The organism is Phyllobacterium myrsinacearum (assembly GCF_014138285.1).
GTDB classification, from domain to species: domain Bacteria; phylum Pseudomonadota; class Alphaproteobacteria; order Rhizobiales; family Rhizobiaceae; genus Phyllobacterium; species Phyllobacterium myrsinacearum_A.
Genome location: NZ_JACGXN010000001.1, coordinates 1,136,067 through 1,154,231, shown reverse-complemented (window position 1 = coordinate 1,154,231; position 18,165 = coordinate 1,136,067). Strand labels below are relative to the sequence as shown.

Annotated in this window: 20 protein-coding genes; 11 read left to right on the top strand and 9 right to left on the bottom strand. The window is 58.6% G+C overall.

All coding sequences use genetic code 11. The annotated features are described in order from the left end of the window. Nucleotides 1–11 precede the first annotated feature (11 nt). The 8 genes from cysW to FHW16_RS05740 form a co-directional block, all read right to left on the bottom strand. A complete protein-coding gene (gene cysW / locus FHW16_RS05775) occupies nt 12–902 on the bottom strand; it encodes a sulfate ABC transporter permease subunit CysW (protein ID WP_182548157.1) in 891 nt (296 codons plus the stop codon). After that, nucleotides 886–1,743 carry a sulfate ABC transporter permease subunit CysT gene (cysT, locus tag FHW16_RS05770; RefSeq protein WP_182548156.1) on the bottom strand — a complete coding sequence of 286 codons (858 nt, stop codon included), beginning with the start codon at nt 1,741–1,743 and terminating at the stop codon, nt 886–888. The genes cysW and cysT overlap by 17 nt, the downstream gene beginning before the upstream one ends. A 4-nt stretch (nt 1,744–1,747) precedes the next feature. Continuing rightward, complete coding sequence (locus FHW16_RS05765) at nt 1,748–2,779, bottom strand: sulfate ABC transporter substrate-binding protein (RefSeq protein WP_182548155.1); 1,032 nt, start codon at nt 2,777–2,779, stop codon at nt 1,748–1,750. Between the two features lie 330 nt (nt 2,780–3,109). Next, nucleotides 3,110–3,286, bottom strand: coding sequence for a hypothetical protein (locus tag FHW16_RS05760; RefSeq protein WP_182548154.1), 177 nt, complete (start codon nt 3,284–3,286; stop codon nt 3,110–3,112). Nucleotides 3,287–3,303: 17 nt separating this feature from the next. Further along, nucleotides 3,304–3,810 carry a hypothetical protein gene (locus FHW16_RS05755; RefSeq protein ID WP_182548153.1) on the bottom strand — a complete coding sequence of 169 codons (507 nt, stop codon included), beginning with the start codon at nt 3,808–3,810 and terminating at the stop codon, nt 3,304–3,306. Further along, the gene (locus FHW16_RS05750) at nt 3,791–3,973 is read right to left on the bottom strand and encodes a hypothetical protein (RefSeq protein WP_182548152.1); all 183 of its coding nucleotides are present in this window, start codon (nt 3,971–3,973) and stop codon (nt 3,791–3,793) included. The genes FHW16_RS05755 and FHW16_RS05750 overlap by 20 nt, the downstream gene beginning before the upstream one ends. Nucleotides 3,974–4,236: 263 nt before the next feature. Then, nucleotides 4,237–4,938: a GntR family transcriptional regulator gene (locus tag FHW16_RS05745; protein ID WP_348643856.1), complete on the bottom strand. Its 702-nt coding sequence runs from the start codon at nt 4,936–4,938 to the stop codon at nt 4,237–4,239. Beyond that, nucleotides 4,935–6,317, bottom strand: a complete 1,383-nt coding sequence (locus FHW16_RS05740) for a formimidoylglutamate deiminase (protein ID WP_182548151.1) — start codon at nt 6,315–6,317, stop codon at nt 4,935–4,937. Before FHW16_RS05740 ends, FHW16_RS05745 begins: the two co-directional genes overlap by 4 nt. 85 nt (nt 6,318–6,402) lie before the next feature. On the opposite strand from FHW16_RS05740, the gene hutI reads away from it, so the two are divergent. From hutI to FHW16_RS05695, 9 genes are all read left to right on the top strand, one after another. Further along, the gene (hutI, locus tag FHW16_RS05735) at nt 6,403–7,596 is read left to right on the top strand and encodes an imidazolonepropionase (protein ID WP_246711625.1); all 1,194 of its coding nucleotides are present in this window, start codon (nt 6,403–6,405) and stop codon (nt 7,594–7,596) included. 2 nt (nt 7,597–7,598) lie between these two features. Next, the gene (hutH, locus tag FHW16_RS05730; protein ID WP_182548149.1) at nt 7,599–9,140 is read left to right on the top strand and encodes a histidine ammonia-lyase; all 1,542 of its coding nucleotides are present in this window, start codon (nt 7,599–7,601) and stop codon (nt 9,138–9,140) included. Further along, on the top strand, nt 9,137–9,937 hold the full coding sequence (gene hutG / locus FHW16_RS05725) for an N-formylglutamate deformylase (RefSeq protein WP_182548148.1): 801 nt from the start codon (nt 9,137–9,139) through the stop codon (nt 9,935–9,937). Before hutH ends, hutG begins: the two co-directional genes overlap by 4 nt. Nucleotides 9,938–9,939: 2 nt before the next feature. Beyond that, nucleotides 9,940–11,610, top strand: a complete 1,671-nt coding sequence (gene hutU, locus FHW16_RS05720) for a urocanate hydratase (protein WP_182548147.1) — start codon at nt 9,940–9,942, stop codon at nt 11,608–11,610. After that, nucleotides 11,610–12,161 carry a HutD/Ves family protein gene (locus FHW16_RS05715; protein WP_182548146.1) on the top strand — a complete coding sequence of 184 codons (552 nt, stop codon included), beginning with the start codon at nt 11,610–11,612 and terminating at the stop codon, nt 12,159–12,161. Before hutU ends, FHW16_RS05715 begins: the two co-directional genes overlap by 1 nt. A gap of 86 nt (nt 12,162–12,247) precedes the next feature. Continuing rightward, nucleotides 12,248–12,631, top strand: coding sequence for a hypothetical protein (locus tag FHW16_RS05710; RefSeq protein WP_182548145.1), 384 nt, complete (start codon nt 12,248–12,250; stop codon nt 12,629–12,631). Between the two features lie 115 nt (nt 12,632–12,746). Beyond that, complete coding sequence (locus tag FHW16_RS05705) at nt 12,747–14,111, top strand: PepSY-associated TM helix domain-containing protein (protein WP_182548144.1); 1,365 nt, start codon at nt 12,747–12,749, stop codon at nt 14,109–14,111. Between the two features lie 22 nt (nt 14,112–14,133). Beyond that, complete coding sequence (locus FHW16_RS05700) at nt 14,134–14,667, top strand: copper chaperone PCu(A)C (RefSeq protein WP_182548143.1); 534 nt, start codon at nt 14,134–14,136, stop codon at nt 14,665–14,667. Beyond that, a complete protein-coding gene (locus tag FHW16_RS05695) occupies nt 14,667–15,257 on the top strand; it encodes an SCO family protein (RefSeq protein WP_182548938.1) in 591 nt (196 codons plus the stop codon). Before FHW16_RS05700 ends, FHW16_RS05695 begins: the two co-directional genes overlap by 1 nt. 36 nt (nt 15,258–15,293) lie before the next feature. On the opposite strand, the gene FHW16_RS05690 is transcribed toward FHW16_RS05695, so the two are convergent. Then, the gene (locus FHW16_RS05690) at nt 15,294–16,175 is read right to left on the bottom strand and encodes a sigma-70 family RNA polymerase sigma factor (protein ID WP_182548142.1); all 882 of its coding nucleotides are present in this window, start codon (nt 16,173–16,175) and stop codon (nt 15,294–15,296) included. 143 nt (nt 16,176–16,318) lie between these two features. Between FHW16_RS05690 and FHW16_RS05685 the strand changes: the two genes are divergently transcribed. Continuing rightward, nucleotides 16,319–16,777 (top strand): carboxymuconolactone decarboxylase family protein, encoded by a 459-nt coding sequence (locus tag FHW16_RS05685; RefSeq protein WP_182548141.1) that lies wholly within the window; start codon nt 16,319–16,321, stop codon nt 16,775–16,777. Between the two features lie 134 nt (nt 16,778–16,911). Then, on the top strand, nt 16,912–18,132 hold the full coding sequence (locus FHW16_RS05680; RefSeq protein WP_182548140.1) for an Mrp/NBP35 family ATP-binding protein: 1,221 nt from the start codon (nt 16,912–16,914) through the stop codon (nt 18,130–18,132). The last annotated feature ends 33 nt before the right edge of the window (nt 18,133–18,165 follow it).

Sequence of the window (18,165 nt, the reverse complement as noted above, 5' to 3'; positions counted from 1 at the left end):
CTGTATTCCTCTCAGTGTCCGCCATTGGCAGCCAGCTCCGCACCGTATCTCAACTCCAGCAGGGTCTTGAGAACGAGCGTCACCAGCGCCAGCAGCGCCAGAAGCGAAGCCACTGCAAAAGCAGCGACAGAATTGAATTCGTTATAGAGAATTTCCACCTGCAACGGCATCGTGTTGGTCAGGCCCCTGATATGGCCTGAAACGACGGATACCGCGCCAAACTCTCCCATGGCCCGGGCGTTGCACAAAAGCACGCCGTAGAGCAAGCCCCATTTGATGTTGGGAAGGGTGACATGCCAGAACGTCTGCCAGCCGTTCGCCCCGAGGGAAAGTGCGGCCTCTTCGTCGGTCGTACCCTGTTCCTGCATCAGCGGGATGAGCTCACGCGCAACGAAGGGGAACGTCACGAACACTGTTGCCAAAACGATACCCGGGACGGCAAACAGGATCTCGATCCCCTGCGATTTGAGCCAAGGACCGAGCGCACTGTGCGTGCTGAACAGCAGCACGTAGACGAGACCCGATATCACGGGTGAAACTGAGAAAGGCAGGTCGATCAAGGTTGTCAGGAATGCCTTGCCCTTGAACTCGAACTTGGCGATGGTCCAGGCGGCAACCACGCCGAAAACGAGATTGAGCGGAACGGCTATGGCCGCGACCAGGAGTGTCAGACGTATGGCGGCGAGAGCATCATGATCGGCAAAGACTGCAAGGTAAGCGGCCGGGCCCTTGCGGAATGCTTCAAAGAAAACCGAGATCAAAGGCAGGAGCAGGAACAGACCGAGAAAGGCCAGTGCCACGCCAATGAGGACGAAACGCGCCGTACGGCTCTCAGTGGTCGCCGGATGCCAGGATTTGGAGGCCGGTTCGGGAGATTGCGGCAGCTCATGTCGCATAGCCATACCTCCTGCGGCTCCAGGCCTGAATGAGATTGATGACAAAGAGCATCGTGAAGGAAATGATGAGCATGATAGCGGCAATCGCCGTTGCACCCGTATAGTCGAATTCTTCCAGCCGGATGACGATCAGGAGTGGGGCAATTTCCGAGATATAAGGAAGGTTGCCGGCAATGAAGATCACCGAACCATATTCGCCGACGGCGCGGGCGAAGGCGAGGGCAAACCCGGTCAGGATTGCCGGGGTCAGACCCGGCAGCAGCACCCGTGTGATGGTCTGGAAGCGCGTTGCCCCGAGTGTGGCCGCTGCTTCCTCAACTTCCTTGCGGATTTCTTCCATGACCGGCTGCACTGTGCGCACCACAAAAGGCAAACCGATAAAGATCAGGGCGATGGTAATACCAACAGGCGTGAAGGCAACCTTGATACCCAGCGGATCAAGCCAACGGCCGATCCAGCCGTTTTTCGAATAGAGGGCCGTCAGAGCAATACCGGCAACCGCGGTGGGCAGGGCGAATGGCAAATCGACAATCGCATCGATGATCCGGCGGCCAGGAAAGCGGTAACGCACCAGCACCCAGGCAACGATCACACCGAACACGACGTTAATGAGCGCGGCCACCAACGACGTGCCGAAGCTGATTTTCAAGGCATTCAGCGTTCGAGGGTCTGTTGCGACGTGCCACATGCCGCCCCAGCCGAGCGATGCAGAACGCCAGACCAGACCGGCCAGCGGAATAAGGACGATGAGGGTCAGATAGGCAAGAGTGAAGCCGAGCGTCATTCCGAACCCTGGAATGACACTCGGCCTCTTAAACCGCCAACCTGCTGTGAGGTTGGAAATCATGCTGTTACTTTTTCGGCTTGTAAATCTGGTCAAACGTTCCGCCATCTCCGAAGTGATAGGGCTGTGCCTTTGCCCATCCGCCGAAGATTGGATCATCGATCGTCACCAGTTTCAACTCCGGCAATTTTTTCAGGAGATCAGCTGGCACCAGTTTCGGGTCAGACGGACGATAGAAATGCTTCGCTGCGATGGTCTGGCCTTCTGCTGAGTAAAGATACTGGAGATAGGCTTCGGCCACCTTGCGTGTGCCCTTGGCGTCAACATTGCCGTCGACCACCGCAACCGGCGGTTCCGCCAGGATGGATTGCGGCGGGACAATGATATCGAATTTGTCGGCACCGAATTCATCCGAAGCGAGGTATGCTTCGTTTTCCCATGCGAGCAGTACGTCGCCCAGTTCCCGCTGGGCAAAGGTGGTGGTCGATCCGCGTGCACCGGAATCCAGTACCGGAACGTGTTGGAAAAGGTTGCTGATATAGTCTTTGATCTTGGCTTCATCGCCGCCGTACTGGCCGTAAGCCCAAGCCCAGGCAGCAAGATAGTTCCAGCGGGCGCCGCCGGATGTCTTTGGGTTTGGCGTGATGACTTCAACGCCGTCCTTTACCAGATCACCCCAATCCTTGATGCCCTTCGGATTGCCCTTGCGCACGAGGAAGACAATGGTTGACGTGTAGGGAGCCGAATTATGTGGATATTTGGTGCGCCAGTCCGGATTGATCTTTTTCGTTGCCTTGACGATGGCGGAGATATCGCTCTCCAGCGCCAGCGTCACCACGTCGGCATCAAGACCGTCGATGACGGAGCGAGCCTGCGCGCCGGAACCGCCATGAGAGGTTTGGATAGTCAGGGTTTCGCCTGTATCGGCTTTCCACTTCGCAGCGAAAGCCGCGTTATAGTCCTTGTAGAGTTCGCGTGTCGGGTCGTACGACACGTTCAGAAGCGTCGTATCCGCTTGGGCGGCAGACAGCGATTGAAAGGAAACGGTTGCGGCGAATAATGCCGCCGCCAGCGATAAGGTTATACGGGAATGTTTCATGCCTGCCTCCGTGTAGTGTGACCTGAAGCGTAGCAGAGCGGCCCGCACAGCGGGCGTTGGAAAGAATTCCTTTTATATCGATAAATTAGAAAATTCTACCTGAATAGCATAGTCTACAGAAACGGTAGTCTATTCCGGGCTGGGCCGGGATTTTGTCAGCGACAGGATTCTTCTCCGGTACCGTAGGTCAGGGCCCGTTTGACGGATGAATGGCAATCTGTGCCCCCCGGGGCGCGTGAGTCGTGCATGAAATAATATTTCGCGCACAGGTTGTGGCTCTAACGCGAAAAAATGGTACCGGCGCGGGGGCCGGTACCGGGCTGGAGGCCCTTATTTGCGGATCAGCAGATCGACCGGTGTGATCTCTGCGACCTCGGTGTAGTTGCTGGCCGCCACCTTGGATTCAATGGAGGCCCGCACCGTGAGTGGCGTGACAAAAATCGCCAGTGTCAGCGCTGCAGTGGCGGCTATCGAGAGGCGTCGTTCCATGCGTGAGTTGATGATCATTGGTTTTCCCCTTGGTCTCAATGGTACTTCGCCCGCAACGGGCGGGAAATGATGTCGTCAATTGCAAATTTCGGGATCGGCAAAAGCACTTGATCTAGTTCCGCCAGCGTTTCGGCAAAACCGATCGCGGCGTTCTCCACTTCCTCCTGGCGGGAGGGGCATGCCATGGCATTGAGGCAGGTTCGTGCCGCGAGCATGTCGCAATTTTGAAGTCCTGCAATCAGGCCGAGGGTCAGGCACTCTTCCTTGCACACATGGTGTGAGCCGAAGGGAAACGTCTTCAGCGGACACAGCGCGCAATGGCGCAGGGTGCGAATGAAGAATGAGAGTTCTGACAGGGCGCGATTTCCTTCGCGGGTGCCGAGAATTTCGCTATACAGACCAAAAGCCATTTCCCAAGCTATCACCGAGCCGGTTTCAAAACCGGCAGTCCATCGCCGATAGCCTTCCAGAACGAGCTTTTCTGGAGCGCGGTCGAAATAGCAGCCCATGCCGTGCCCGGCTTCAGATGCGCGTGGATACATGCCCACTCCCATCCTGCTCATTGTTGCGGATCAGGGCAAGAATTCCGTTGCGGTAGGTGCGAGCAACAGGTTGCATCAGCCGGTTCAGGCCGGGTGCGGGACGTGCAAACTGCGAATGCAGCATGGAAACCACGCGCAGGCGTGGCAGAAAAAGACCTATCATAGGGTCCTCCAATCGAACGGGTTCAAGGCCCAGACATCAAAGGTATGCACTCTTGTGCTTCTGCATAAAGCCAATGACTTATTTCAAAGTCAAATGATAATTTTCGAAAAGCATGAAAAATATCAATAGGTTAGAATAGTTCTAGGAAATTATGAGTATTTTAGTAGACAATTGTTCTGGCAAGTTGACAAATCATCGCACCCCGCCGGTTTCGGCGCAGATGGGTGAACGAAACACGCTGGCAAGAAATCTGGAGATTCGGCCTAAAGCTGCGTGACCATGCGATGTGAAGCGGGGTGGATCATCCGCACGAATGTGATCGGCTTCTGCGGCACGAAAGTGACACGTTCGACAATGAACACCGCATCCCTTTCCGCCACGCCGAGAATATCAGCCTCTTCCATATCGGCGGTGCCGGCGTGAAAGACGATCTCGGCCTGCGAAAACGGTGAATGCGTCACCAGCCACTCATTCGGACTGATGGTTTCGAATGTTTCGCCGCGAATGGAAGGCACCGCATCGAGATTGACCCAGCGATCCTCGTATTGATACGGCCTGCCATCGGAAAGATGCAGGCAGCGGACGTGCAGCATGTCCTTGGCTTTGGCAAGGCCCATCCGCTGGGCAATGGCCGGAGACGCTTTCTCCACCTGATTGGAGAGCAATTTGAACTGGTAAGTGCCGCCCTTTGTCTCAATCTCCTGCCGGACGATGGGAATAACGAAGCGCGCCTCCCGCATGGGGTGCAGGGCAACCCGTGTTCCAGCTTTACGCTTGCGCACGAGAACGCCGCCACGTGCCAGTTCCTGCAAGGCGCGGTTGACCGTTGCGCGCGCGCAGCCGAATTCAACGGACAGGACTTCCTCCCCAGGAATCAGTGCGCCGGGTGCCCAGACCCGCTCGGCGATGCGTCGGGCCATCTCGGCCTTGATAGCATGGAAGGATTTTCGCGCTCTTGCCGTCACACCCGCTCCAGAACCGACGCAAGCCGCGTCTTGTAGGTTGAAAAGATTTTCTCGCGCGTGTGGTGACGTCCATCGTGCACCACATGGCGGCCTGCCGACCAGACATCGGTCACCGCATGCCTGTCGCCTGCGAAAATCCAACCGTCGAGCAGCCGGTCGCCGTCAAGCCCCAGGATTGCCGGGTCATTGGCATTGAGTGCAACCATGTCGGCCCATTTCCCGACGGCTAGGCTGCCGCCGTTGCGTCCCAACGCCTGCACCCCGCCCGCCAGTGCGGTGTCGTAGAGCGTGCGGCCGTTGGACTTGCCTTCAACGCAAAGCGTAACCCGGGAAACATCCCGCAGACGCTGGCTATATTCAAGCTGACGCAACTCTTCCGATGGTGAAATGCGGATGTTGGAATCTGATCCCGTACCGAACCGCCCGCCGGCACCCAGATAGCGCACGCCATCAAAAATGCCGTCACCAAGGCTGGCTTCGGTCAGCGGGCAGAGGCCGACGACCGCACCGCTGGCGGCGACACGCAAGGTTTCTTCCGGTGTCATATGCGTCGAATGGATGAGACACCAGCGGTCATTGACGGGCAGATGATCCAGCAGCCAGCTCATGGAGCGCTGACCATAAGCGGCCTGAACCTCTTCGAGCTCCGGCAATTGTTCGGCAATGTGGATATGAAAGGGCATAGCGGCAAACCGCCGCTCAAGCTCAAGCAGATCGCGTTCACCAACGGCACGGATCGAGTGCGGTGCGACGCCAAAACCCGCATCCGGCCCCGTTTGCCGCGCCGCCTTTTCCGCTGCGAGTGCCAGTTTGGAAAAACGCTCGACATCATTGCCGAAACGCAATTGTCCGCCCGCCAGCGCGCGCCCATCGACACCGCCCTGCGCATAGGCCACCGGCAGCAGTGTCAGGCCGATGCCCGTGGCACTGGCGGCAGCGGCGATACGCTCCGACAATTCGCCGAGGCTGGCATAGGGCGTCCCGCCCGGCTGGTGGTGGACATAATGAAACTCAGCAACGCTGGAATAGCCCGATTCCAGCATTTCAACGAAAGCAAACGCGGCAATGGCTTCGATGTCATCAGGATCAAGAATGTCGAGAAACCGGTACATGATTTCGCGCCACGTCCAGAAGCTGTCGCGCCCCGCCGGGCTGCGCGCTTCGGAAAGGCCCGCCATGGCCCGCTGGAACGTGTGGCTGTGCAGATTGGCCTGTGCCGGAAGGAGAATGGCGGCGCGGTGGCTGTTGTCAGAAGCAGTACTGTTTGCTTTCACGGAAACGATCTGACCGGTCGGGTCGATCTGGACGAGAACGTCGCGTTCCCAGCCCCTTTCCGTGAGGGCAGTGCTTGCAAAAACAGATTTTTTGGCCTCGCTCATTTCTTCTCTCATCCCCGGATTGACATAATATGTATATACATAATAACGTCATGAGCAAGAGCGAATGGGGATGGTATCGGGGCCTATGAGGAAAATTCTGTCCGGACTGAGGATTGCAACGCTGGAGGATACCGGTGCGCCCTATGGCCTGATCGATGCTGGTGCTATCGGTCTCGAGGGCGATCATATTTCCTGGGTCGGGACGACTGTTCCGGATGACTGGAAAGGTGTCGAAGCACAGGATTTCGGCGGTCGGCTGGCGACACCTGCACTGATCGATTGCCACACCCATCTGGTTTTCGGCGGCAACCGCGCGCGTGAGTTTGAAATGCGCCTTGAAGGCGCCAGCTATGAGGAAATCGCCCGGGCTGGCGGCGGCATTGTTTCTTCGGTGAAATCAACCAACGGTCTGTCGGAAGATGAACTGGTCGCGCAAAGCCTGCCGCGTCTCGATACATTGCTGGCCGAAGGCATTTCCACCGTTGAAATCAAATCCGGCTATGGCCTCAACATCGAGACTGAACTGAAAATGCTGCGTGTCGCGCGCCGGCTTGGCACGCTGCGTCCTGTCCGTATTCGCACCAGCTATCTGGCCGCCCATGCGGTACCACCGGAATATCGCGGCCGTGCCGATGACTATATTGCAGAGGTCGTGCTGCCCGGTCTTGAGGCTGCCCATGCGGAAGGTCTGGTTGATGCGGTGGACGGCTTTTGCGAGGGCATCGCCTTCTCGCCAGCCCAGATCGCGCGCGTGTTCGATAAGGCCAAGGCACTCGGCATCCCGGTCAAGCTGCATGCGGAACAGCTCTCGAATCTGGGCGGCGCCAAGCTCGCCGCTTCCTATGGCGCGCTGTCTGCCGATCACCTTGAATATCTCGACGAAGATGGTGCCAATGCCATGGCCGCCGCAGGTACGGTTGCGGTGCTTTTACCCGGTGCCTTCTATGCGCTGCGGGAAGAGCAGGCGCCGCCGGTTAAGGCCTTGCGCGCAGCTGGCGCCCGCATCGCCATTGCCACGGACTGCAATCCGGGAACATCGCCGCTGACATCGCTGCTTCTAACCATGAATATGGCCTGCACCCTGTTCCGCCTGACCGCCGAAGAAGCTCTGGCGGGCGCAACCCGCGAGGCGGCGCATGCGCTTGGGTTGCAGAACGATATTGGTACCATTGCGGCAGGTAAGTGTGCCGAAATTGCCATCTGGAACGCCGCCCAGCCTGCAGAGCTCTGCTACCGCATCGGCTTCAATCCCCTCCACCAGCTCATCTTGAAGGCTTGACCATGACTGTCGTCCTCCACCCCGGTTCCGTTCCTCTGGCCGAACTGGAAAAAATCTATTGGCAGGGCAGGCCTGTCAGGCTTGATGCCTCGTTCCACAAGGGGATTGCAGCGGCTGCTGCGCGCATCGCCGAAATCGCTGCAGGCAATGCGCCGGTCTATGGCATCAATACCGGCTTTGGCAAACTCGCCTCGATCCGCATTGATGCTGCTGACGTGGGAACGCTCCAGCGCAATCTGATCCTGTCCCATTGCTGCGGTGTCGGCAATGCGCTGCCGGAGAACATTGTCCGCCTGATCATGGCCCTGAAGCTGATTTCGCTCGGCCGCGGCGCTTCGGGCGTGCGCCCTGAACTGATCAGCCTTATCGAAGCCATGCTGGCCAAAGGCGTCATCCCCGTTATTCCCGAAAAAGGCTCCGTTGGCGCTTCGGGTGATCTGGCGCCGTTGGCGCATATGGCGGCGGCGATGATCGGCGAGGGCGATGTGGTGTTCGGTGGCACGCAGATGCCAGCCGGAGAGGGGCTTGCCAAGGCAGGCCTGAAGCCGGTGGTGCTTGCCGCCAAGGAGGGGCTCGCGCTCATCAACGGCACGCAGGTTTCAACGGCGCTGGCATTGGCTGGCCTGTTCCGCGCGCATCGCTCGGCGCAGTCGGCGCTGATCACAGGCGCGTTGTCCACGGATGCGGCAATGGGTTCATCCGCGCCGTTTCATCCTGACATTCACACGCTGCGTGGTCATCGCGGCCAGATCGATACGGGCGCCGCGCTTCGCCGCTTGCTTGACAACTCGCCGATCCGCGAAAGCCATATAGAGGGCGACGAACGCGTTCAGGACCCCTACTGCATCCGCTGTCAGCCGCAGGTCGATGGTGCCTGTCTCGATTTGTTGCGCATGGCAGCCCGTACGCTGGAAATCGAAGCCAACGCTGTTACCGACAATCCGCTGGTTCTCAGCGATGGATCCGTGGTTTCCGGCGGCAATTTCCATGCCGAGCCCGTTGCGTTCGCCGCTGACCAGATCGCCCTTGCGATCTGCGAAATCGGCTCAATCGCCCAGCGCCGCATTGCACTTCTGGTTGATCCCGCATTGAGCTACGGCTTGCCCGCCTTCCTGGCTCGCAAGCCTGGCCTGAATTCCGGCCTGATGATTGCCGAAGTCACGTCGGCGGCGCTGATGTCGGAAAACAAGCAGATGTCGCATCCGGCCTCCGTTGATTCCACGCCCACATCGGCCAATCAGGAAGATCACGTTTCCATGGCCTGCCATGGTGCGCGCCGTCTGTTGCAGATGACAGACAATCTGTTCTCCATCATCGGCATCGAGGCGTTGACCGCCGCACAAGGCATCGACCTGCGCAGTCCGTTGCAGACGAGTCCGGAACTTTCCCGTGCCCATGCCGCGATCCGTTCCGTCGTACCGACATTGGACGAAGACCGTTACATGGCGCCTGACCTGAAAGCCGTATCCGATCTGGTCGGCTCCGGCGCCCTCAATGCTGCCATTTCCCCCGACATCCTGCCAGCACTGGATACCGCCCCATGAGTGTTGTTGACGTCAAACAGGGTTCATCCCCGGTGATACTTGGCCTTCCGCACACGGGCACCGAGGTTCCCGCCGATATATGGGATCGGCTCAACGAAAACGGCCAGTTGCTGGCTGATACGGACTGGCACATCCACACGCTCTATGACGGGCTTTTGCCGGAAGCGACGACGGTCCGCGCCACCTTCCATCGCTATGTCATCGATGCCAACCGCGATCCGGAAGGTATCAGCCTCTATCCCGGGCAGAACACCACAGGCCTCATTCCGGAAACGGATTTTGACGGCAGGGCAATCTGGCGTAACGGCGAAAAACCTGCAGCTGCAGACACGCAAAAGCGGCTCGAGCAGTTTCACAAGCCCTATCACGCTGCCTTGGCGGCGGAGATCAAGCGCGTGCAGGACATTCACGGCCTCGCCATTCTCTATGATTGCCACTCTATCCGCTCGCATATCCCGTTTCTGTTTCAGGGCAAGTTGCCGGATTTCAACATCGGTACCAATCAGGGCACAAGCTGTGCGCCCGAAGTTGCTGCAGCCACCGGCCGCTTTGCCTTTGCCGCACCGGGCTATGACGGCGTGATGAACGGCCGCTTCAAGGGCGGCTGGACCACGCGTCACTATGGCCGACCGCAACTGGGTATCCATGCGATCCAGATGGAGCTGGCGCAGTCCACCCATTTGCAGAGCGAAGCGCCGCCCTTTGCCTATGACGAGACGAAGGCCGAGCGCCTGCGCAAGCATCTTAAAGACATTCTCGAAAATCTCGAACAAACCGCCTTCAAGCTGGGGAGCTAATAATGAACAATCCACGCCATAACATTCGCGAAATCCGCAGCCCCCGCGGCACGGAGTTGAACACCAAGTCCTGGATGACCGAAGCGCCCCTGCGCATGCTGATGAACAACCTTGATCCGGATGTGGCCGAAAACCCCAATGAGCTGGTGGTCTATGGCGGCATCGGCCGCGCCACGCGCACATGGGACGACTTCGACAAGATCGTGGCAACCCTGAAGACCTTGAACGAGGACGAGACCCTGCTGGTGCAGTCCGGCAAGCCCGTCGGTGTGTTCCGCACCCATGCCGATGCACCGCGTGTGCTGATCGCCAATTCGAACCTCGTTCCTCATTGGGCCACATGGGACCATTTTAACGAACTGGATAAGAAGGGTCTGGCCATGTACGGCCAGATGACCGCCGGTTCGTGGATCTATATCGGCACGCAGGGCATTGTTCAGGGTACCTACGAGACGTTTGTCGAGGCTGGCCGTCAGCATTATGGCGGCAATCTCAAAGGCAAGTGGATTCTCACCGGCGGTCTTGGCGGCATGGGCGGTGCACAGCCGCTGGCAGCGGTCATGGCCGGGGCCTGCTGCCTTGCCATCGAGTGCAATCCGGACTCGATCGATTTCCGCCTGCGCACCCGCTATGTCGATGCCAAGGCCGAAACGCTCGATGAAGCCCTTGCAATGATTGACCGCTGGACCAAGGCTGGCGAAGCCAAGTCCGTTGGCCTGCTCGGCAATGCGGCTGAAATCCTGCCCGAAATGGTCCGGCGCGGTATTCGTCCTGACATCGTCACCGACCAGACCTCGGCGCATGATCCGATCAACGGCTATCTGCCCAAGGGCTGGACCATGGCCGAATGGAAAGCCAAGCGGGAAAGCGACCCCAAGGCGGTCGAGAAAGCCGCTCGCGCATCAATGCGCGAGCATGTGGAAGCGATGATCGCCTTCTGGGAAGCCGGTATTCCGACGCTCGACTATGGCAACAATATCCGTCAGGTCGCCAAGGATGAGGGGCTCGAGAACGCCTTTGCCTTTCCTGGCTTCGTGCCTGCCTATATCCGTCCGCTGTTCTGCCGCGGCATTGGCCCGTTCCGCTGGGCTGCGCTGTCAGGCGATCCTGAAGACATCTACAAGACCGATGCCAAGGTGAAGGAACTCACCCCGGGCAACACGCACCTGCACAACTGGCTCGACATGGCGCGCGATCGTATCGCATTCCAGGGTCTGCCTGCGCGCATCTGCTGGGTCGGTCTGGGTGATCGGCATCGCCTTGGCCTTGCCTTCAACGAAATGGTGCGCACGGGTGAACTCAAAGCACCTGTGGTCATCGGCCGCGATCATCTGGATTCCGGTTCCGTCGCATCGCCGAACCGCGAAACTGAATCCATGAAAGATGGTTCGGATGCGGTTTCCGACTGGCCGCTGCTCAATGCCCTGCTCAACACAGCCTCGGGCGCCACATGGGTCTCGCTGCATCATGGCGGCGGTGTCGGCATGGGCTTCTCGCAGCATGCGGGCATGGTGATCTGTGCCGACGGCACCGACGATGCCAAGCGCCGTATCGAACGGGTTCTGTGGAACGATCCGGCCACCGGCGTCATGCGCCATGCGGATGCGGGTTACGAGATCGCCATCGATTGCGCCAAGGAGAAGGGCCTCAACCTGCCGGGCATTCTCGGCTGATGCGCATTCTGCGTTCCGCCGAACACCGGCAGATGCCTTGGAAAAACGGCAAGGGTGTTACGACAGAGATTGCCGTTTTTCCCGAAGGTGCGTCCGTCGATGGCTTCGACTGGCGCATCAGCATGGCGAAGGTTCCGGAATCCGGCCCGTTCTCGGCTTTTCCGGACATCGACCGGGTGCTGGCTGTTCTGGAAGGTGAGATGGTGCTGAGCGTGGATGGTCAGCCGCGTGAAATGCTCACGTCGTCGTCGCCTGCGATTGCCTTTCCCGGCGATGCCCCCACAAGCGCGGTGGTGCTGCACGAAGTCACCGACCTCAATGTCATGATCCGCCGTGGAAAATTTACGGCGCGGGTCCGCAGGCTGGTTGAGACATCAATCAAGGGGGATGCTGCGCAAACATTCGTGGTCCTGCGCAGTGATGCGAAACTCATATCAGGCGAAATACTCGGTTTGGATGATATATTGCATCTTACCCGCGCTGAGACAGCGACGTTCAAAGACGCGCCTGTGAATGCTTGGCTGATAGAGATCAATCATCTGCCTGCGTAGGCTTCCCTGTTTTTGTCGCTTTGCCGCATAGATTTTGCGCGCAAGCTGCGTTATCTGGTTAGCCGGAACCGCAAAACGGGGATGTGATGCGCAAATACGGATACGATTGGCAAATGGCGGTGCGCATGTTGTGCGCGCTGGCGCTTGTCTTCGTCGCCTTTGCCCATCAGCCTGTCATCGCGGCATCCAGCGATCAGGTTGATCTTGCCGCTTATACGCTGCCTGATGGTACTGTTCCTGTGCTTTGCCTTCCCGGCAGTGGTGGCCAGGAACCGCACAAAAGCGCTTGGCACGGCACGGGCTGCGAGGCCTGCCGTATTTCCGCATCTTTCATTCTTCCCGTGCCGCCCCATACCGGCGGTCAAAGGGTTGAACCTACGACATCGCTTGCCATCAAGCGCGAAGCCGTTCTGATTGCCCGCAGCCTCTATCCTCCGGCAGCACCGCCACAGGCTCCCCCTCTCGTCTGACACGAAACCTTTCGAACGCTGGTCCGCCATCGGTCGGGAAGGTTGCGCCATTTTCTGGTGCACCCATTGGTCTTCGCAGGCCAATCATTATCGCTGTCAGACGATTGGAACACGCATGAGCGTCTCAAGCATGGCTTCAGAGAAGCCAAAGGACATCAGTCAATCTCTCTACCGCGCCATCTGGCGCTGGCATTTTTTCGCTGGCCTTCTGGTCATACCCTTTATGCTCAATCTCGCCATCACCGGCGGGCTCTATCTCTTCAAGGATGAAATCGACAATACGGTCTTTGCCTACCGCAATGTCGTCACGCCGCACAACGAAGTGTTGCCCCCGTCGCTGTTGATCAAGAATGCCGAGGCCGCAGTGCCCGGTTCCACGATCCTGCGTTATCGCGATCCATCGACGCCGACCCAGTCTGCCCGGGTTATCCTCGGTACGGATGCCGGCAAGGTTCTCGTCTTCGTTGATCCCTATACCGGCTCTGTGCTGGGCAAGGTAGGCGAGAAGCAGGAATTCAACTGGGTTGTGCGCAAGATCCATAGCCTTGCCTATTTCGATCTGGCGCTTGACCGGGTTGTCGAGGCCGTTGGCGGTCTTGCATTGATTCTTGTCGTAACGGGTTTCTATCTGTGGTGGCCGCGCAAGCAGAGGGGCGGTGTCATCACGGTTCGCGGCACACCCGACAAGCGCGTCTTCTGGCGTGACCTGCATGCCGTCACCGGTGCTGGTGCCGGGGCGTTGATCTTCTTCCTCGCTATCACGGGCATGCCCTGGTCTGCCTATTGGGGCGACAAGCTCAACGCCACTCTTGCGGACAAGGGGCTCGGATATCCTTCACAGCTCTGGAACGAAGTTCCGATGTCAAAAATCCCGACAAAGGATGTACTGACGGAGGCGGGCTGGACCGTCGAGAATGCCCCGGTCCCGACCTCGACAGCCGATGGGGTCGTGAAGAGTGTCGGCCTTGATCAAATCGTGACGTCAGCCAGGGCTTCCGGCATCACGCCGGGCTTTGAGGTGTCGTTGCCATCCGATCCGGAAGGTGTTTATACGGCTGCGATTTTCCCGGATGATATAGCCAGGCAGCGGACGATCCATTTCGATCAGTACACGGGTAAGTCGCTGGTCGATCTGAAATTTGCCGACTACGGCGCCGGTGCCAAGGCGATTGAGTTCGGTATCGGTGTTCACATGGGGCAGTATTGGGGCCTTCTGAACCAGATCGTCATGCTTGTTACCTGCTTTGCCATCATCCTTGCAGCGGTTTCCGCCGTGGTTATGTGGTGGAAGCGTCGTCCATCAGGGCGTCTCGGCGTGCCGCCCATGCCGTCGCAAAAAGGCGTCTTTGCTGCATTGACTCTTGTCATCCTCGGCTTCGGCGTACTCTTCCCGCTGACAGGTTTTGCCATTCTCGCCATGCTGGTTCTCGATCAGTTGATCCAGCGTATTCCTTCCCCGCTCAAACGCGTATTCTCATAAACAACGGAACTGGAGAACGTCCATGAAATCCCACCTCACATTTGCTGCCCTGTTGCTGGCAACAACCCTCGCCGTGCCTGCATTGGCACACGATCATTCGGCCATGGCCAAGGATGGTGCTGCCAAAATGCAAAAGCACGAAGCCACGGATGCGGTCAAAGTCGGTAATCTGGTATTCGCAGGCGCTTTCACCCGTGCAACATTGCCGGGTGCCAAGGTTGGCGGTGGTTATATCTCGATCACCAACGAAGCCAAGGAGGCTGACCGCCTGCTTGGCGGCTCAAGCCCGGTTGCCGCACGTGTCGAAGTCCATGAAATGAAAATGGATGGCGAGGTGATGAAGATGCGCAAGTTCGCAGGTGGCGTTGAAATTCCTGCTGGTGGAACCGTAGAGCTTGAGCCGGGCGGCATGCACCTTATGCTGCTGGAGATCAAGCAGCCTTTGAAGCAGGGTGAAGACGTTCCGGTTACCCTCGAATTTGAGAAGGCCGGCAAGGTTGAGCTCAAACTGCACGTGGAAGCTGCTGGGGCTACCTCTATGGAGCATGGCCAGTGATGAACGTTCGCCGGGTTCGCATTGCACTGTGGTCGGTCATTGCTCTTCTGATGATCTTCCTGGCCTTCACCTATTACAGCGCCCGGAAGGGCAATGAGATCGCGCCGGTCTCGCTGGGTGCGCCGTTCCAGTTGATCGATCAGAATGGAGCGCCGATTACCGAGGCGGCGTTCCAGGGCCATCCGACGGCGCTGTTCTTCGGCTTCACCCACTGTCCTGAAGTTTGCCCGACGACACTGTTTGAAATGGCGGGATGGCTCAAGGCGCTGGGTGACGAAGGCAAAGATCTGCGCGTCTTCTTTATCTCGGTGGATCCTGAACGGGATACGCCCGAGGTGATGAAGGGTTATACCGCCGCGTTCACCGACCGGATTACCGGTATTACCGGCGATCCCAAGGAAGTCGAAAAGCTCATCAAGAGCTGGAAGATTTATGCCCGCAAGGTGCCGACGGAAAATGGCGACTATACGATGGACCATACAGCATCGGTGATGCTGCTTGACCGGGATGCCCGTCTGAAAAGCACGATCGACTACAAGGAAACCACCGAAACGGCGCTGAAGAAGCTGCGACTCCTGATCGGCTCCTGAGCCATATAGCAAGCAGAATGAGACCGGGTTCCGGTCTCATTCCTTTCTGCCGGATTCCTTCCTGAGTACCACCAGATCAAGCGCGTTGAGGCGGGACGATTCGGCAACCGCTTCAATGGCAGTGATCCTGTCCCCTGCAAACGTCAGGTTCAGGACAACATGCAACTTGCCTTGAACCTTGACCACGAGACCAAGCACGCCGTCGACAAGCGCCGGCACTGCACCCTGTGCGCGTCCTTTGAACGTATTGGCCACGGCTTCCGCACCACGAATTTCCGCCATTGCTCCCAATTGCACCGCTGCCTTGTCCGCACGGAACACTACATCCGGATCGAGCACTGCCAGAAGCGCATTGAAATCACCGCCTCGGGAGGCCGCCAGAAAAGCATTCACGATCTCGCGCTGATGGGCAAGGCTGCGGGCCGGAATGGTATCCGTTCCCTGCACCCGGCGACGTGCCCGGCTGGCCAGCTGTCTTGCCGCTTCCGGCGTGCGATCGACAATCAGCGCAATCTCGTCAAACGATATGGCGAACATGTCATGCAGTACGAAAGCCAGCCGCTCCGCCGGGGCCAGCCGTTCAAGCACCACCAGCAGAGCCGCCCCCACCGAATCCGCCATTACAATGTCATGTTCGGGATCGCCGCCTGCCACCGGCTCCGGGGTTTGCGGAGTCAGTTGGTCCTCGCGCCGTGATTTGCGCGAGCGCAGCATGTCAAGGCATACGCGTGAAATGACAGTTGTCAGCCAGCCGCCCAAGTTGCCGACGTCGTCCGTGTTCGCCCGGTTGAGTCGCAGCCATACTTCCTGCACGGCGTCATCGGCCTCGGTCATCGAGCCGAGCATGCGGTAGGCTACCCGCCGCAGATGGGTGCGATTGGCCTCGAATTGTTCGGTCAGAAATTTTTTCTCGTTCATCCGTCACGTTTCCTCGCCTTGTTCCGTCAAAGCAATGACGAACGAAATCCGGCCGATGTGACAAGAAATCGGGCCCGGGAAATCGTCAAGAGCAAAAGCCCGGATATCTGGTTTCGGGCGTTAGGCAAACGAGAGGAAAAACGATGCAAGCACGTATGAGCAACCCGGCAATGATCAACCCCGAAGCAATGAAAGCCCTGCAGGCACTGGCTGCGTCCACAGGCGACAGTGAGTTTCCGAAAGGCTTGCTTGAACTCGTGCATCTGCGCGCCAGCCAGATCAATGGCTGCAGTGTCTGCGTCGACATGCACCCGCGCCTTGCCCGCAAGGCTGGTGAAACCGATGAACGGCTCTTCGCCGTCTCCGTGTGGCGTGATACGCCTTACTTCTCCGAAGCGGAGCGCGCCGCTCTGGCATTGACGGAAGCGGTTACCCGTGTTGCCGATCGGGCGGATCCGGTGCCGGACAATGTCTGGAACGAAGCCACCAGACATTTCGATGAAAAGCAGCTCGGTAATCTGGTGCTGGCCATCGCCAACGTCAATGTCTGGAACCGCCTCAACATCGCCACCCGGCAGGTGCCGGGCGTGTGGAAAGTCTGATCTGTTCCCACAGACTGCCCTGCAAACCGCCTCATTCACAGGGGCGGTTTGCAGCGGAAGTTACGCTTTGCCCATTGGCGTTCTTGTTCAACTGCACTATGTGAAGCAGCAGGGAATAAAAGGAATAGTATGCAATGGCAGGCGTGACCAAGGAACAGGTTCTCGATCAGCTGAAGACAGTGACCGGGCCTGATTTCAACAGCAATATTGTCGACCTGGGACTCGTCTCGGATATTTTCATTGCCGACAACAAGGTGTTCTTCTCCATTACCGTCCCGGCTGCGCGGGCGCAGGAACTCGATCCGCTACGCGCCGCTGCCGAACGTGTTGTCAAGAATATATCAGGTGTTGCCGGTGCCATCGTCGCGCTGACCGCCGAGAAAAAAGGCGGCCCTACCAGCGACGACGCGGTGCCGCGTCCGGCCCCGACTGCCCCAGTGCGTCCAACCCAGCGTCCCGCACCTGCCGGTGCAGTACCGCCGCCGCGCGTTGCCGCCCAGCCTGCTGCGCCGCACCAGCACGGTCATGCCGCTGCGCCAGTCAAATCCGGTGTTCCCGGCGTTGGTGCGATTATTGCAGTTGCTTCGGGCAAGGGCGGCGTTGGCAAATCGACGACAGCAGTCAATCTGGCGCTCGGGCTGCAGGCCAATGGCCACCGTGTCGGTATTCTTGATGCGGATATTTATGGCCCGTCCATGCCGCGTCTGCTGCACCTTTCCGGAAGACCGGAAGTCGTGTCGGGGCGCGTGCTCAAACCTATGGAAGGCTATGGCCTGAAAGTCATGTCGATCGGTTTTCTGGTCGATGAAGAAACGCCGATGATCTGGCGCGGCCCGATGGTCATGTCCGCCTTGACGCAGATGCTGCGCGAAGTGCAGTGGGGCGATCTGGATGTGCTCGTGGTCGACATGCCGCCCGGCACCGGCGATGCGCAGCTGACCATGGCGCAGCAGGTTCCGCTTGCCGGTGCAGTCATCGTATCGACACCGCAGGATCTGGCGCTGATTGATGCACGCAAGGGTCTCAACATGTTCAAGAAGGTTGATGTGCCGCTGCTCGGCATTGTCGAGAACATGAGCTATTTCATCGCTCCCGATACCGGCAATCGCTATGATATTTTCGGCCATGGCGGCGCGCGCAATGAAGCCGAGCGGCTTGGCGTTCCTTTCCTCGGCGAAGTGCCGCTGGTGATGGAAATCCGTGAAATGTCCGATGCCGGAACGCCTGTCGTCATCAGCAATCCCGATGGTCCGCAGGCAAAAGTCTATCGCGAGATTGCAGCCAAGGTCTGGGACCAGCTGCAGGCGGCGAAGGTCAATCCCGGTCGAACAGCCCCGGCCATCGTTTTCGAGTAGCGGGCCACTTCCCGTATTGGAACAAAAAAGCCC